This window comes from Leclercia sp. G3L, assembly GCF_021117075.1.
Lineage (GTDB): Bacteria > Pseudomonadota > Gammaproteobacteria > Enterobacterales > Enterobacteriaceae > Enterobacter > Enterobacter adecarboxylatus_C.
In genome coordinates this window covers 4024712-4040633 of the sequence record NZ_CP088265.1, presented here as the reverse complement: position 1 = coordinate 4040633, position 15922 = coordinate 4024712, and the positions used below count along the sequence as shown (strand labels likewise).

The 15922-nt window shown below is 56.0% G+C and carries 16 protein-coding genes and 1 pseudogene; 9 read left to right on the top strand and 8 right to left on the bottom strand.

Annotated elements, in window-relative coordinates; genetic code table 11:
- Positions 1-6: 6 nt before the first annotated feature.
- The 6 genes and pseudogenes from LRS40_RS20870 to chbG all read left to right on the top strand — a co-directional run bounded on the left by LRS40_RS20870 (position 7) and on the right by chbG (position 5168).
- Positions 7-704 (top strand): IS1 family transposase gene (locus LRS40_RS20870; RefSeq protein ID WP_223216367.1). Its coding sequence is split into 2 segments (ribosomal slippage): positions 7-256 and positions 256-704, totalling 699 coding nucleotides; the frame shifts between segments, so codons are not numbered across the junction.
- A gap of 15 nt (positions 705-719) precedes the next feature.
- Positions 720-1691 (top strand): annotated as a pseudogene (locus tag LRS40_RS20865) (PTS transporter subunit EIIC); the annotation flags it as partial.
- Positions 1692-1737: 46 nt separating this feature from the next.
- Positions 1738-2091, top strand: a complete 354-nt coding sequence (chbA, locus tag LRS40_RS20860; RefSeq protein ID WP_142489167.1) for a PTS N,N'-diacetylchitobiose transporter subunit IIA — start codon at positions 1738-1740, stop codon at positions 2089-2091.
- Positions 2092-2119: 28 nt separating this feature from the next.
- Complete coding sequence (gene chbR / locus LRS40_RS20855; RefSeq protein ID WP_156263574.1) at positions 2120-2938, top strand: transcriptional regulator ChbR; 819 nt, start codon at positions 2120-2122, stop codon at positions 2936-2938.
- A 104-nt stretch (positions 2939-3042) separates the two neighbouring features.
- Positions 3043-4398, top strand: a complete 1356-nt coding sequence (locus LRS40_RS20850; RefSeq protein ID WP_142489168.1) for a 6-phospho-beta-glucosidase — start codon at positions 3043-3045, stop codon at positions 4396-4398.
- A 5-nt stretch (positions 4399-4403) separates the two neighbouring features.
- Entirely contained in the window at positions 4404-5168 is a 765-nt protein-coding gene (gene chbG, locus LRS40_RS20845; RefSeq protein WP_370649969.1) for a chitin disaccharide deacetylase, read from the top strand.
- A 129-nt stretch (positions 5169-5297) separates the two neighbouring features.
- Here the strand turns inward: chbG and katE are convergent, their stop codons facing one another.
- Entirely contained in the window at positions 5298-7556 is a 2259-nt protein-coding gene (katE, locus tag LRS40_RS20840; protein WP_231312558.1) for a catalase HPII, read from the bottom strand.
- Between the two features lie 198 nt (positions 7557-7754).
- Here katE and cedA point away from each other — a divergent pair, with 198 nt between their 5' ends.
- A complete protein-coding gene (gene cedA, locus LRS40_RS20835) occupies positions 7755-8009 on the top strand; it encodes a cell division activator CedA (RefSeq protein ID WP_255474661.1) in 255 nt (84 codons plus the stop codon).
- Between the two features lie 59 nt (positions 8010-8068).
- Here the strand turns inward: cedA and LRS40_RS20830 are convergent, their stop codons facing one another.
- The 4 genes from LRS40_RS20830 to hxpB form a co-directional block, all read right to left on the bottom strand.
- The gene (locus LRS40_RS20830) at positions 8069-9460 is read right to left on the bottom strand and encodes an L-cystine transporter (RefSeq protein ID WP_231312556.1); all 1392 of its coding nucleotides are present in this window, start codon (positions 9458-9460) and stop codon (positions 8069-8071) included.
- 129 nt (positions 9461-9589) lie between these two features.
- Positions 9590-10180 (bottom strand): metal-dependent hydrolase, encoded by a 591-nt coding sequence (locus tag LRS40_RS20825; protein WP_032617729.1) that lies wholly within the window; start codon positions 10178-10180, stop codon positions 9590-9592.
- A gap of 92 nt (positions 10181-10272) precedes the next feature.
- Positions 10273-11034 (bottom strand): 2-dehydro-3-deoxy-D-gluconate 5-dehydrogenase KduD, encoded by a 762-nt coding sequence (kduD, locus tag LRS40_RS20820; RefSeq protein ID WP_142489172.1) that lies wholly within the window; start codon positions 11032-11034, stop codon positions 10273-10275.
- 146 nt (positions 11035-11180) lie between these two features.
- On the bottom strand, positions 11181-11849 hold the full coding sequence (hxpB, locus tag LRS40_RS20815) for a hexitol phosphatase HxpB (RefSeq protein WP_142489173.1): 669 nt from the start codon (positions 11847-11849) through the stop codon (positions 11181-11183).
- A gap of 145 nt (positions 11850-11994) precedes the next feature.
- Here hxpB and LRS40_RS20810 point away from each other — a divergent pair, with 145 nt between their 5' ends.
- On the top strand, positions 11995-12531 hold the full coding sequence (locus LRS40_RS20810) for a YniB family protein (protein ID WP_231312555.1): 537 nt from the start codon (positions 11995-11997) through the stop codon (positions 12529-12531).
- Between the two features lie 39 nt (positions 12532-12570).
- Here LRS40_RS20810 and LRS40_RS20805 read toward each other — a convergent pair whose 3' ends face one another.
- The 3 genes from LRS40_RS20805 to pfkB all read right to left on the bottom strand — a co-directional run bounded on the left by LRS40_RS20805 (position 12571) and on the right by pfkB (position 14848).
- On the bottom strand, positions 12571-13431 hold the full coding sequence (locus LRS40_RS20805; RefSeq protein ID WP_231312554.1) for a fructosamine kinase family protein: 861 nt from the start codon (positions 13429-13431) through the stop codon (positions 12571-12573).
- A gap of 105 nt (positions 13432-13536) precedes the next feature.
- Positions 13537-13827: a type V toxin-antitoxin system endoribonuclease antitoxin GhoS gene (gene ghoS / locus LRS40_RS20800; protein WP_156263581.1), complete on the bottom strand. Its 291-nt coding sequence runs from the start codon at positions 13825-13827 to the stop codon at positions 13537-13539.
- A gap of 88 nt (positions 13828-13915) precedes the next feature.
- The gene (gene pfkB / locus LRS40_RS20795; protein ID WP_142489177.1) at positions 13916-14848 is read right to left on the bottom strand and encodes a 6-phosphofructokinase II; all 933 of its coding nucleotides are present in this window, start codon (positions 14846-14848) and stop codon (positions 13916-13918) included.
- Positions 14849-15141: 293 nt separating this feature from the next.
- Here pfkB and LRS40_RS20790 point away from each other — a divergent pair, with 293 nt between their 5' ends.
- Complete coding sequence (locus LRS40_RS20790; protein WP_231312553.1) at positions 15142-15900, top strand: YdiY family protein; 759 nt, start codon at positions 15142-15144, stop codon at positions 15898-15900.
- The last annotated feature ends 22 nt before the right edge of the window (positions 15901-15922 follow it).

Sequence of the window (15922 nt, the reverse complement as noted above, 5' to 3'; positions counted from 1 at the left end):
GCTCCCGTGGCTTCCATCTCCATCAGTTGTCCCTCCTGCTCAGCTACTGAAGGCGTGGTGCGTAACGGTAAAAGTACTGCCGGACATCAGCGCTATCTCTGCTCTCACTGCCGTAAAACATGGCAGCTACAGTTCACTTACACCGCCTCTCAGCCCGGTACACACCAGAAAATCATTGATATGGCCATGAATGGTGTTGGATGCCGGGCAACCGCCCGCATTATGGGCGTTGGCCTCAACACGATTTTACGTCACTTAAAAAACTCAGGCCGCAGTCGGTAACCTCGCGCATACAGCCGGGCAGTGATGTGATTGTCTGCGCTGAAATGGACGAACAGTGGGGCTACGTCGGTGCTAAATCACGTCAGCGCTGGCTGTTTTACGCGTATGACAGGATACGGAGGACGGTTGTGGCGCACGTCTTCGGTGAACGCACTCTGGCCACACTGGAGCGTCTTCTGAGCCTGCTGTCGGCCTTTGAGGTCGTGGTATGGATGACGGATGGCTGGCCGCTGTATGAATCCCGCCTGAAGGGAAAGCTGCACGTAATCAGCAAGCGTTACACTCAGCGAATTGAGCGGCATAACCTGAATCTGAGACAACATCTGGCAAGGCTGGGACGGAAGTCACTGTCGTTCTCAAAATCGGTGGAGCTGCATGACAAGGTCATCGGGCATTATCTGAACATAAAACACTATCAGTAAGTTGGAGTCATTACCGGGATGGCGTTGGCAGAAGAGCGTAAAGTCGACTCGCTGGCCGCCGGTTTATTATCCGTCGCTGCCTTTATGACCGTGACCCCATACAGCGTCGGTGAAGCGTACGCGGTAGGGGCCAACTGGCTGGGCGGGGCAAACATCATTTCCGGTATCGTGATCGGCCTGGTCGCGGCGGAAATGTTTACCTTTATTATTCGTCGCAACTGGGTGATTCGTTTACCTGACAGCGTGCCGGCGTCGGTGTCCCGCTCCTTCTCGGCGCTGATCCCAGGCTTTATTATTCTCTCCATCATGGGGACCATCGCCTGGGCGCTCTCTCACTGGGGCACCAACTTCCACCAGATCATTATGGATACCATCTCCACACCGCTGGCCTCTATGGGTGGTGTCGTGGGCTGGGCTTACGTGATTTTCACCTCCCTGCTGTGGTTCTTCGGTGTTCACGGCTCTCTGGCGCTGGCTGCGCTGGACAGCGGCATCATGACCCCATGGGCGCTGGAAAACGTGGCGCTTTATCAGCAGTACGGCTCCGTTGATGCGGCGCTGGGCCTGATCATCGCGGTCTTTATCACCTCCCGTCGTGCGGATCACCGTCAGGTGGCGAAGCTGGCACTGCCATCAGGCATCTTCCAGATTAACGAGCCTATCCTCTTCGGTCTGCCGATTATTATGAACCCGGTGATGTTCATTCCGTTCATCCTGGTACAACCGCTGCTGGCCGCCATAACTCTGACTGCCTACTACCTGGGGATAATCCCGCCGGTAACCAACATTGCGCCATGGACTATGCCAGCGGGCCTGGGTGCCTTCTTTAACACCAACGGCAGCGTAGCGGCCTTCCTGCTGGCGATATTTAACCTTGGTGTGGCAACCCTGCTCTACATGCCGTTCGTCGCCATCGCCAATAAGGCTCAGACCACCATTGATGAAGAAGAGAGCGAAGAAGAGATCGCCCTCGCACTGAAATTCTGATGTCGTATGACGCGGGGCAACCCGCGTCAGTACAGGAGAACCCGAGATGTTTGATTTAGAAAATGTTGTTGCAGAAGCAGAAGAAGTAGCAGAGAACGACCTTGAAGAAGTGGTGATGGGGCTTATCATCAACTCTGGTCAGGCGCGTAGCCTGGCGTACGGCGCACTGAAAAAAGCCAAGCAGGGCGATTTCGATACCGCCAAAGAGATGATGGCCCAGTCCCGCACCGCGCTGAATGAAGCGCACCTGGTGCAAACAAAACTGATCGAAAGCGATCAGGGTGAAGGTAAGATGAAGGTCAGCCTGGTGCTGGTACATGCCCAGGACCATCTGATGACCTCCATGCTGGCACGTGAGCTGGTGGCGGAACTCATCGAACTTCACGAGAAAATGCAGTAAGTCAGACTGATAGCAGGAGGTCAGCGCAATGGAAATCACTACCGCCCGGGAACAGCAGCTGTTCAATGGTAAAAATTTTCATGTGTTTATCTACAACAAGGTGGAGAGCATCAGCGGTCTGCATCAGCATGACTACTATGAATTCACCATTGTGCTGACCGGCCGCTATTTCCAGGAGATCAACGGCAAGCGGGTGCTGCTGGAGCGTGGGGACTTCGTCTTTATCCCGATGGGGTCCCACCATCAGAGCTTTTACGACTTTGGCGCCACGCGTATTCTTAACGTCGGCATCAGTAAACGCTTCTTCGAAACTCACTATTCGCCGCTGCTGCCGTTCTGCTTTGTCGCTTCGCAGGTTTATCATGTAAAAAGTGAATTCCTGAACTGGATCGACACCGTTATTGCCTCGCTTAACTTTCGTGACAATGAGTTCGATGAATTCATTGAAACGGTGACCTTCTATGTCGTCAACCGCTTACGCCACTATCGCGAAGAGCAGCAGGCGACGGACGATATCCCACAATGGCTGCGCACCACCGTAGAAATGATGCACGATAAACTGCGCTTTGGTGAAAATGCGCTGGAGAATATGGTGGCGCTGTCAGGTAAATCACAAGAATATCTGACCCGGGCGACCCAGCGTTATTATCAGAAAACCCCGGTGCAAATTATTAATGAAATACGGATCAATTTCGCCAGAAAACAGCTGGAGATCACCAATTATTCGGTGACGGATATTGCTTACGAATCCGGTTACAGCAGTCCGAGTCTGTTTATTAAGACCTTTAAGAAATTGACCTCATTTACACCTAACAGCTACCGGAAAAACCTCACCATTATTAATTAACGTCCGGCGCGATCGCCGCCGGGAATATTGACTGACATGCTTGCCCAAAATAGATGGGACGGGATCGCTATATTTAAATGGCGCATCTCCCTGGGAGAAATATTATGCAAAAGAAACTGAAAGTAGTGACCATCGGCGGCGGAAGCAGCTACACCCCGGAATTACTGGAAGGGTTCCTCAAGCGTTATCATGAACTGCCGGTCAGCGAACTGTGGCTGGTGGACGTGGCTGAAGGCCAGGAGAAGCTCGATATTATTTTTGACCTGTGCCAGCGCATGGTGAAAAAAGCGGGCGTACCGATGACCGTGCATAAAACCCTCGACCGTCGCCAGGCGCTGAAAGACGCTGATTTCGTCACCACCCAGCTGCGCGTCGGCCAGCTGAAGGCGCGCGAGCTGGATGAGCGTATCCCGCTGAGCTACGGCTATCTGGGTCAGGAAACCAACGGTGCCGGCGGTCTGTTCAAAGGGCTGCGTACCATTCCGGTGGTTTTCGACATCATTAAAGACGTGCAGGAGATCTGCCCGCAGGCGTGGGTGATCAACTTTACCAACCCGGCCGGGATGGTAACCGAAGCGGTCTACCGCCACACCGATTTCAAACGCTTCATTGGGGTCTGTAATATCCCTATCGGCATGAAGATGTTCATCCGCGATGTGCTGGCGTTGACCGACAGCGACGAACTCTCCATCGACCTGTTCGGCCTGAACCACATGGTCTTTATTAAAGATGTGCTGGTCAACGGCGAGTCACGCTTTGCCGAACTGCTGGACGGCGTGGCATCTGGCACCCTGAAAGCCAGCTCGGTGAAAAATATCTTCGATCTGCCGTTCAGCGAAGGGCTGATTCGCTCGCTCAATCTGCTGCCGTGCTCCTATCTGCTCTACTACTTCAAGCTGAAAGAGATGCTGGCCATTGAAATGGGCGAATACTACAAAGGCGGCGCCCGGGCGCAGGTGGTGCAGAAGGTAGAAAAACAGCTCTTCGACCTGTACAAGGATCCGGATCTGAACGTGAAGCCAAAAGAGCTGGAGCAGCGCGGTGGGGCTTACTACTCCGACGCGGCCTGCGAAGTGATCAACGCCATCTACAACGACAAGCAGGCGGAGCACTACGTCAACGTGCCGCACCACGGCCACATTGATAACATCCCGGCAGACTGGGCGGTGGAGATGACCTGCATCCTCGGCCGCGATGGCGCGAAACCGCATCCGCGTCTGACCCATTTCGATGACAAGGTGATGGGGCTGATCCATACCATCAAGGGCTTTGAAGTCGCAGCAAGCCAGGCGGCGATCAGCGGCGAGCTGAATGATGTGCTGCTGGCTCTGAACCTGAGCCCGCTGGTCCAGTCCGATCGCGATGCCGAGAAGCTGGCGCGCGACCTGATTCTGGCCCATGAAAAATGGCTGCCGAACTTTGCCGGCGCTATTGATAAACTGAAAAGCGAGCAGCACTAAGAGGGATCGCTACGGAATATCTGCTGATCGTCAATGCCGATGATTTTGGCCTCTCAAAAGGACAAAACTATGGCATCGTGGAAGCCTGTCGGCACGGCGTGGTGACCTCAACCACCGCGATGGTCAACGGCGATGCGATTGAGCACGCCGCTGAACTCAGCCGGGCGCTGCCGGAACTGGGAGTCGGGATGCACTTTGTTCTGACTCTCGGCATGCCGCTGACGCCGATGCCAGGGCTGACCCGCGAGAGGCAACTGGGGAAATGGATCTGGGAGATGGCAGAGCAGGGGACGTTGCCGCTGGAGGAGATTGCCCGCGAGCTGGACTGTCAGTTCAATCGCTTTGTTGATCTCTTCGGCCGCGAGCCGACCCATATCGACAGCCATCACCATGTGCATATGATCCCGGCCATCTTCCCACTGGTGGCCGAGTTTGCCCGCCGCAAAGGAGTGGCGCTGCGTGTGGATCGTCAGGTTGAAGGGCTTGGGGAGCTGAGTGCCGAACTACCGCCGACCACCGACGGTTTCAGTAGCGCATTTTATGGCGATGAAATCAGTGAGGCGCTGTTCTTAAGCGTGCTGGATCATTCCGTACAGCAGGGCGAACGCTCGCTGGAGGTGATGGCGCACCCGGCCTTTATTGATAACACCATTCGTAAAAGCGCCTATTGCTGGCCGCGCCTGACGGAGCTGGATGTGCTGACCTCGACGTCGCTGAAATACGCAATTGCCGAGCGCGGGTATCGTCTGGGGACGTTCAGGGATCTGTGAGGAAATGCCGGGTGGCGGCTTCGCCTGACCCGGCCTACAAATTCAATGGAACCTTGCGCCGGGTTTTATCCGGTTAGCAAATTACACGGAACCGTAGGCCGGGTAAGCGCAAGCGCCACCCGGCTTTTTTTACGCCGGTATGCTGGCGATTTTACTGCGACGCGACCAGACCCGGTGCGCCGCCATCTGCAACACCAGCTCATCCATAAACGCGCCTGCCGCGGTATCGCCTTCGATAATCCCTTCTTCGCCCTGATCCGCCACCTTCAGCAGCGGTTTGAACTGCCGCGCATCGCCCGCAAGCGCAATCGGCTTGAGGTGCTTGTAGGCTTCCAGCAGATAATAGGCGGCATCCCCGTTATTGAGCAGGCTCTGGATATCGCCGCAGGGAACCACCACCGCATCAACGGTCAGCGACGGGGATCCGGCAAAGGTCGCCGCCACCGGTAGCACCGAGCCGTCATCAGCGGTTACTTCACCCATTCGCGAGTAGAGCAGCTTCGCGTGAACGCCTTTGGCCTTCAGCGCCCGCAGTACCGCCAGTACGTCGTTGGCTCGCGGGGTATCGTTGAGCAGTATCGCCACCACGCGGCCTTTGATATCGCCACCGGGAACGGCATACAGGCTGAGGGATGGATCCTTTTTCAGGCCGCTGACATCCTGCGGTGGAGCCAGATTACGTTGCTCCTCGGTAAGGGTAAGCCCCAGATTCTCAGCCACACCCTGGGCCAGGGTGATATCAATGCGCGCCAGCTGATCGACCACCCGCTCGCGGATATAGGTCCGCACCACTTTGCTCAGCTCAAAGCTGAAGGCACCGATGATATGCTCCTGCTCGACAGGTGTCTGGCTCTGCCAGAACAGGCGCGGATGGGCGTAATACTCCGCGAAAGAGGGGCTGCGCTCGCGGATTTTACTGCCTTCCACACGCTCCTGATAAGACTCAAACCCACCGCGTTTTGGCCCAGGCGGGGTCTCGCGCGGCCAGTTATCGTTGATCGAGTTCGGTTCGTAGTTGGCCGGGTTGGTGTCGATCTCCATCCGGTGCATGCCGTCACGCTGGAAGTTATGGTACGGACAGGTTGGCTTGTTGATGGGGATCTCGTGGAAGTTCGGCCCACCCAGACGGCTGATTTGCGTATCGGTGTAGGAGAACAGACGGCCCTGCAACAGCGGGTCGTTGGTAAAGTCCAGCCCGGGAACGATGTGCCCGGGGTGGAAGGCGGCCTGTTCGTTCTCGGCAAAAAAGTTGTCCGGGTTGCGGTTGAGCACCATTTTGCCCACCAGCTGAACCGGCACCAGCTCCTCGGGGATCAGCTTGGTTGGGTCGAGAAGGTCAAAATCAAATTTAAACTCATCCTCTTCCGGGATCAGCTGGAAGCCGAGCTCATATTCCGGGAAGTCGCCCGCTTCGATGGCTTCCCAGAGATCGCGGCGATGGAAGTCCGGATCGCGCCCGGTGAGCTTCTGCGCCTCATCCCACACCAGCGAGGCTTTGCCGGCCACCGGCTTCCAGTGGAAGCGCACAAAGGTGGCTTTGCCTTCGGCATTGATCAGCCGGAAGGTGTGGATGCCAAACCCCTCCATGGTGCGGTAGCTGCGGGGGATGCCGCGGTCGGACATCGCCCACATCACGTTATGCAGGGTTTCAGGCTGCAATGAAACGTAGTCCCAGAAGGTGTCGTGCGCGCTCTGGCCCTGCGGGATCGCCCAGTGAGGCTCCGGCTTCACCGCGTGGACAAAATCGGGGAACTTGTGGGCGTCCTGAATAAAGAAGATCGGCGTGTTGTTGCCCACCAGGTCAAAAATGCCCTCTTCGGTATAAAACTTAGTGGCGAAGCCGCGAATGTCCCGCACCGTGTCGGCGGAGCCTGCGCCACCCTGCACCGTGGAGAAGCGGACAAACACCGGGGTGATTTTATCCGGGTCAGAGAGGAAGGCGGCTTTGGTGATGTCGCTCAGGTTCTTATAAGGCTGGAAATAGCCGTGCGCGGCCGAGCCGCGGGCGTGGACAATACGCTCCGGGATACGCTCATGGTCGAAATGGGTGATCTTCTCCCGCAGGATGAAATCTTCCAGCAGGGTCGGGCCGCGCGTCCCGGCACGCAGCGAGTTCTGATCGTCAGCGATGCGTACACCCTGGTTGGTGGTGAGCGGGAAGTTTTCGCCGCCTTTACGCACCGCATCCAGCGCGTTCAGTTTTTCATTGCCGGTGTCCGGTGCCTTCAGGCTGCCGGGCGCGGTGGGTTCCTGTCCCGGCGGAGTAGGGAACGGACTGGCGCGGTGGGAACCATCGTCCGGGGCCAGGGAGTCCAGGCCGGGTTTCGCTTCATTTTCATCATGTACCGGGGATTGCTGCGGGTGGTGGGTCTTATCATTTTGCGACATTGCACTCGTCTCCTGTTTTCATTGCTGAAACGCGGTCGTCTTTGCGTCAAAACTCATTAACTATAGAACAATGCCGACGGTGAGCCGGGTGAAAACCCGATTTCTGGCTACCACTTACGCTTGATGTGGCACGTGGGGCGCGACGCAGGAAGGGCAATCAGCTATCATAGGAATTTACTGATTTTTGAGTTTGCTTTAGTGAACCCGCTGCTTATGAAACCTCTTCGCCAACAAAATCGTCCAGTTATCAGTTATCAGCCCCGCGTTGAACCCGCGCCGCCAGAACATGCCAACAAAATGGATGGCTTTCGTGACGTCTGGCTATTACGCGGCAAATATGTGGCCTTTGTGCTGATTGGCGAGCGTTTTCGCCGTTCACCGGCGTTTAACGTTCCGGAATCTGCTCAGCGCTGGGCGGCACAGGTCCGCCAGGAAGAAGAGGTTGAGGATTAACAGATAATAAAAAAACCGCCTTCATTGCTGAAGGCGGTTTTTTTTAGCGAGGGTGGCGCTTAACGGTGCGCCAGTTCCGCATGTTCATCACTGTCCAGTACCGCTTTATCGGTCTGCTTCAGCCACTGGCTGGTGAGCGTACCGGCGGTCATGGAGCCGCTGACGTTCAGCGCGGTACGGCCCATGTCGATCAGCGGTTCTACCGAGATCAGCAGTGCCACCAGCGTCACCGGCAGACCCAGCGCAGGCAGTACGATCAGCGCGGCAAAGGTCGCGCCGCCGCCCACACCGGCCACACCGGCAGAGCTCACGGTCACAATCCCGACCAGGGTCGCAATCCAGACCGGATCCAGCGGGTTAATACCCACCGTCGGTGCCACCATTACTGCCAGCATTGCCGGATAGAGACCTGCACAACCGTTCTGACCAATGGTCGCGCCAAAGGAGGCGGAGAAGCTGGCGATCGATTCCGGCACGCCCAGACGACGGGTCTGCGCTTCCACGTTCAGTGGAATGGAGGCGGCGCTGGAGCGGCTGGTAAAGGCGAAGGTCAGCACCGGCCACACCTTACGGAAGTATTTCAGCGGGCTGACGCCGTTCACGCCGAGCAGAATGCCGTGGACCACAAACATGATGCCCAGACCGAGATAAGAGGCGACCACGAAGCTACCCAGCTTGATGATGTCCTGCAGGTTTGAGCCTGCCACCACTTTGGTCATCAGCGCCAGTACACCGTACGGGGTCAGTTGCATCACCAGACGCACCAGCTTCATCACCCAGCTCTGCAAGGTGTCGATGGCGGTCAGAACGCGCTGGCCTTTCGGGGCGTCATCTTTCAGCAGCTTCAGCGCGGCTACGCTGAGGAAGGCAGCGAAAATCACCACGCTGATGATCGACGTTGGGCTGGCCCCGGTGAGATCGGCAAACGGGTTTTTCGGGATAAAGGAGAGCAGCATCTGCGGTACGGTGAGATCCGCTACTTTACCCGCATAGTTAGTCTCGATGGCGGTCAGGCGCGCGGTTTCTGCGGTACCCTGCACCAGGCCTTCTGCGGTCAGGCCAAACAGGTTGGTGACCAGCACGCCCACCAGAGCCGAGATCAGGGTGGTAAAGAGCAGCGTACCTATGGTCAGGACGCTGATTTTACCCAGCTGAGAGGCATTATGCAGACGGGCAACCGCGCTCAGAATAGAGGCAAACACCAGCGGCATAACAATCATCTGCAGCAGCTGGACGTAGCCGTTACCGACAACGTTGAACCACTGGATAGAGTCTTTCAGTACCGGGTTGCTGGCACCGTAAATGGCCTGCAGCGCCAGTCCAAAGACCACGCCCATCACCAGACCGACCAGTACTTTTTTGGCCAGGCTCCACTGTTTGTGACGCGACTGCGCCAGCAACAGCAGTAAGCCGACGAACACCACGATGTTCGCGATTAATGGAAAATTCATCCCGTTCTCCTGATTGAATAGCAGATCGGTATTAGGTCCGACCTTGTTGGCGCAAGATTATCAGAAGTGTGATCTGGTCGCTTATATCCAAATGGAATGGGTTATGCCAAAACGGCTGAATTCGTCCAGTTACTGCTCACTTTGATGGTGAATAAAGCGGTTGAACTGAAACTGCAGGGAATTAATCATGTGCGAGGACCAGCGCACGGCTCCGTTTTCCGGCAGCGTCTGCGGCATCCACACCGCCCAGGCGAACAGGGCCATGCACAGGGCGCGCTCCAGCTGGTTGCCTTTTTGCGGCCTGAGGATCGGCAGACGAAAACGCCAGCGGCAGGGCCACAGCAGAGGAACGCCCGCCGGGGTAAGCATGTCGGCCAGAATATGGCTCAGATAGCCCAACACCATCCCCTGGATGGCATCCGCCGGGATCAGCCAGCTGTCCGGCACTTTTAAATAGAAGAGGGTAAGCGCGGCAAATACCGCCAGCAGGCTATGTGTAAAGCCGCGATGGCCGCAGGCGCGGGCTATGGGTTTTGAGATCCACTTTAGCCGCTGCCCGAGCAGCGACTTGGGATGATCGATGTCAGGTAACAGGCAGGTCAAAACTGCCGATGGCACGATGTGCCACCAGTCACCCTGCGCCAGCACTGGTGTAAGCTCAGCGTTTTTGGCAAACACTGCGCAGGCGAGAGAAAAGAGCAGATGACCTTCCGCCGTCATGATAAAACCCACTAAACTGTCAATGCATCCAGTATAGGGATTTTATACAGTATACGGAAGTAGTGACGGTGTAACTCTTTGTCACAAAGCTGTTAACGTGCGAGCCAGCCCCCATCGACGGCGAGGGTATAGCCGTTGACGTAGTCCGAGGCCGACGAGGCCAGAAATACCGCCGGGCCCTGGAGATCTTCCGGCTTACCCCAACGACCCGCCGGAATACGGTCGAGGATCTCTTTGCTGCGCTGTTCGTCGTCGCGGAGTTGCTGGGTATTGTTGGTTGCCATATAGCCCGGCGCGATGGCGTTAACGTTTATACCATGGTGTGCCCACTCGTTGGCCAGCAGGCGGGTGATCCCGAGCACGCCGCTTTTCGACGCGGTATAAGAGGGAACGCGGATCCCGCCCTGGAACGACAGCATGGAGGCAATGTTAATAATTTTGCCGCCTTGCCCCTGAGCGATGAACTGACGGGCCACGGCCTGCGACAGGAAAAAGACCGATTTCAGGTTGAGATTCATCACATCATCCCAGTCCTTTTCGCTGAAGGTCAGAGCATCTTCCCGGCGAATGGTGCCGGCATTATTTACCAGAATATCAACGCGCCCCATGCCCGCCACCGTCTGCTCGACGATATCGTTAATAGCATCCTGCTTGCTGAGATCGGCCTGAATAGCCAGAAACCGGCGACCCAGCGCCTTCACGCCTGCAGCGGTCTCTTCCGGGATCCGGCGATTGACGCTCACGATGTCACAGCCTGCCTGCGCCAGACCCAGCGCCATGCCCTGGCCGAGTCCGGTATCACAGCCGGTAACGATGGCAACTTTTCCTGAAAGATTAAAGGCATCCAGTATCATACAGACCTCAGAAAGTAGGGGGTATAGTTGTTCTGAGATAAGCATAGAAGCAGGGATAGGGAATATCAAATTAAAATGAAATGATGTTTTAAAAATTTTATGTGGATCATATTTGCGGGCAACAGGACGTTGCCCGCCGTCGTTAATCAGCCGCGCAGATGTGCCACGGTGAGGTCCTGCAGCGAGGTCAGTTTAACGTCCGCCAGGGCGTAGCGGGCGTCATGCTGATTCTCTTCTGCGGGGACGACAATCGAGCGCATCCGTGCCGCTTTGCTGGCGATCATGCCGTTAACGGAGTCTTCCAGCGCCACGCAGGTGGTCGGGTCGACGCCCAGCTTCGCGGCGCAGTCCATATAGACCTGCGGGTGCGGCTTGCTGTAAGGCAGTTTTTCTGCCGAGGCCAGCGCATCAAAGCTGTCGCGCAGATCAAACATGATTAGCACTTTTTCCAGCATATGCAGCGGCGAGGCGGAGGCGAGGCCAACCTTCAACCCCTGCGCTCTGCACAGGGCGACAGCCTCACGGGCCCCTTTCAGCAGCGGGCGGTTCTCTTCCACCAGCGTAATGGCCCGGTTGATAATGCGGTCGGTGACCTCATCCCGGCCCGGCCCCACCCACGGCTGGTGGGCATACCAGAGTTCAACCACCATATCGATGCGCAGACCGAGGGTATCCGGCAGTTCGTGACGGCGGCTGATATCCACGCCCAGGCTGGCCATCACATCCAGTTCAGCACGATCCCAGAGCGGCTCGGAATCAATCAGTAATCCATCCATATCAAAAATGGCTGCAAGAATTTGACGCGGAGTCGACATGCAACTTCTCCTTTCGTGGGTATTTATCAGGGGTAAAGGCTACCTAACCCTGGCAATTTACCATATCGCCTGCAAAGAACGGGCGAAAATGACAACCAGCAGGTAGACTTAGCCTCAAAGGATGTATTTTAAAAACGAGGAACCGATGACATATCAACAAGCTGGACGTGTAGCGATACTGAAGATAATCGCCGGATGGGTAATTTTTATCTCGGCGGTGATCTCGACAATTATTTCCGTCCTGAAATTTATTTATGACCACAGCGAAAAGCAGGCCGGGATCAATGCCGTGATGCTGGATTTTGCCCATGTCATGATCGAGATGATGCGCTTTAACACGCCGTTTCTGAATTTCTTCTGGTACAACTCCCCGACGCCAGATTTCCGGCAGGGAATGAACATCGCGTTCTGGATTATCTTTGCTCTGATCTTTATTGCTCTGGCACTACAGGCTTCCGGAGCGCGGATGCGCCGGCAGACCCGCCTCATTCGCGAAGGGCTGGAAGCCCAGCTGATTCTGGAGAAGGCAAAAGGAGAAGAGGGATTAACGCGCGAACAGATCGAAGCGCGCATTGTGGTGCCGAATCACACCATTTTCCTGCAAATTTTTACCCTCTATGTACTTCCGGTACTGATGATCGTTGCCGGGTACTTCCTGTTCTCCCTGCTCGGCCTGTTATAAGCGTTCGCTGCCGGGCAGTGCTGCCCGGCAGTCTGTCCGCTACGCTGCCAGCACCCGCTCCATCGCCTTCTGCGCAATCACCAGATGCTCGCCGCCAAACAGAATGGCGCGGTTCATCAGGGTATAGAGCTGATAGACCGGCTGCCTTTGCAGAAAACCGGCCGGCAACGGCGAGACTGACTGATAGCCGTCGTAGATCTGCGGCGGCTGTTCAGGGTGCAGCGGCAGCATCGCGAGGTCGCACTCCCTGTCTCCCCAGTAGCAGGCAGGATCGAAGATATAGGGGCCGTTCGGACCCAGCGCACAGTTGCCCGACCACAGATCGCCGTGCAGCAGCGAAGGCTGCGGCTGATGCGAGGCCAGGCGCTGTTGAATATGATCGACAATGGCGTCAATGTTGCCGAACTCCAGCCCTTTTTCCGCCGCCAGTTCCAGCTGCCAGCCGATCCGTTGTTCGGCAAAGAAGGTCGACCAGCGGCGTTGCCAGGCGTTGGGTTGCGGGGTGGTTGAGAGGTCGTTGTCGAAATCGAGACCGAACTGCGGCTGCTCACTCCACAGATGGAGGCGGGCAATCTGTTGCCCCAGGATAAAGGCGTTATGCGCATCGAGCGGACGGGCAGGGAGGTACTCCATCACCAGAAAGCTGTAGTCACGATCGCTGCCGACGGCCCAGACCTGGGGTACGGAGACGGTTTTGCTGCGGGAGAGCAGTTCCAGCTGGTCAGCTTCCGCGGTAAAGATGGGTAACAGCTCGCGTTCATCACATTTCACGAAGAGGTCGCGTCCTGCATAGCGCAGATGCCATGCGGCGTGGATCTCGCCCCCTGGCAGCTCGTTACGCAGTTCAATTTCACCTTCGCCCAGTTGTTCACTTAAAAGATGACTGATAGCCTGCCACATGATCGCTCTCCCATGTTGTCTGCCAGATCATAAAGTTAGCGTGAAACTATGGTCAAAAAACACGAACTAACGCACATCTATACCGTTTGGTTGACCCTGTGGCACTTATTGTTGCTGTTTTTGCCAGTTTTCCCAGCTCGTGACTTCAACCTGCGGCTCTTTCCCGGTGGCGCTCTCCACCAGACCCGTGGCCAGCGCCTTCACTTCGTCTTCACTCAGGGTACTGACCAGACCGTAGGTATGGGTACCCAGCTCATGCAAATTGCCGTCGCCGTCGGTCATGGTTAGCAAAAAACCGCCGCGGGTAAGATGGTTGTTGATTTCATTGAGTTCTGTCAGCGAGTCTTCATGAACTTTTACGGTTACCACGTAGCGAGCGATCTCTCCACTGCTCATAATTCACCTCGTTGTTATCACGAAATTTTTTTAGCATAGACGATTCATGCCATTTGTCGCCCTCGCCGGGTCACCGGGAGGGCAAGGGTTACGCATTTGTCAGGTATGTGAAGATTTTCTGCGTGTCATCAAGGGAGCACAGCCGGGTTCCGTGATTAATGGTTGCCGCGCTGCCTGCCGCCACGCCGTATTGAGTCATCTCCCGTAAAGACGCCCCTTGTGCCAGCTTCAGTGTCATGGCACCCACCATGCTGTCCCCCGCGCCGACGGTACTCTGGCTTTTCATCGGCGGCGGCACGACATGCACCGATCCGGTTTCATCCACGCCCAGCGCACCCTGCGGGCCCAGGGACACCACTACCCGCCGGGCTTTACCGCTTTTCACCAGTTCTTCTGCGGCGTTACGCACATCATCCGGCTGGCTGAGATCGCGATTGACCAGCGCGCTTAACTCTTTCTGATTGGGTTTTACCAGCTCGATGTTGCCAAGGGTCAGTGCGGCGCTGAGGGCCTCTCCGGAGCTGTCAACGATGCAGCGGATGCCGTTCTGTTGCGCAGCGCGGATAAGCTGGGTCAGGCGCTCGGTTTTGACCCCGGGTGGGAGGCTGCCGCTGATGACCAGCAGCGCGCCGCTCTCGATGGCCAGCACTTTCTCTTCCAGCTGGCGAAATTCATCTTCGCTCAGCGTCGCGCCGGGCATCACAAAGCGATACTGCTCGTGGGTGGATTCAACATGCACGTGCAGGTTTTGCCGGGTCCAGTCATGGGCATCGACCGTATCCACGGCGACCTGCTCATCAGCCAGAAGCGAGACGAGGTGTTCACCCGTCGCGCCGCCCGCAGGAAAGATGGCGGTAGCTTTTCCGCCGAGGTGAACAATGGCGCGCGCCACGTTAATCCCACCGCCGCCGGGTTCGAAAACCGGCGCGCTGCAGCGAAGTTTACCTTCAGGATAGAGTTGAGCCGTCAGGGTTGCGCTGTCCAGAGAGGGGGAGAGCGTCAACGTAAAGATACGATCCATGCTGATCTCCTTTGAATGAGGATAGCCCTAAGCCTGGCACCGAACCAGCGGAAGGGAAAGTAAATAACAATATGATTTTAAAAATGAATATCTTTACGTACCGTGACTTTTATTTATAAATATCCAGCTGGTTTAAGATCGTTCTTATTCCAAAAATGAAACAAGAAATCATTGCTATGTTATTTGAGCCTTTTTATAATTTGTTACCTTTCGCGGGATCCCATGGCATTGATCCGCAAGAAAGTTTCCGGGACCGTAATGGTCTCTTTTTTTGTTGTACGGACTCTTTATAAATGAAGCTCTTAAAGACAGTACCCGCTGCAATGATGGTAGCGGGAGGCCTGTTTGCGTCAATGCATGCAACAGCCGATGATTCCGTTTTTACTGTCATGGATGATCCTTCCACTGCACAGAAACCTTTCGAAGGCAACCTGAACGCAGGTTATCTGGCGCAATCGGGCAATACAAAAAGCTCCTCCCTGACCGCCGACACCACCATGACCTGGTACGGTAATACCACCGCCTGGTCGCTGTGGGGTAACGCCAGCAACACCTCTTCAAACGATGAACGCTCTTCCGAGAAATATGCGGTGGGTGGGCGTAGCCGTTACAACATGACCGACTTCGACTATCTGTTCGGCCAGGCAAGCTGGTTGACCGACCGCTACAACGGCTACCGTGAGCGTGATGTGGCAACGGCCGGTTATGGTCGCCAGTTCCTGAATGGTCCGGTACACAGCTTCCGCTTTGAATTTGGTCCAGGCGTGCGTTACGACGAATACACCGATGGTAACACTGAAACCCAGCCACTGGGCTATGCGTCCGGTACTTACGCCTGGCAGATGACCGATAATGCCAAATTTAGCCAGGGCGTCTCCGTCTTTGGCGCTGACGACACAACCGTCAACTCCGAGACCGCGCTGAACGTGGCAATTAACGCCCATTTCGGGCTGAAAGTTGCATACAACGTAACCTGGAACTCTGAGCCGCCAGCTTCTGCACCGGAACATACCGATCGCAGAACCATCGTCTCTCTGGGCTACAAAATGTAATGGCGACGGGCCAATAATATAT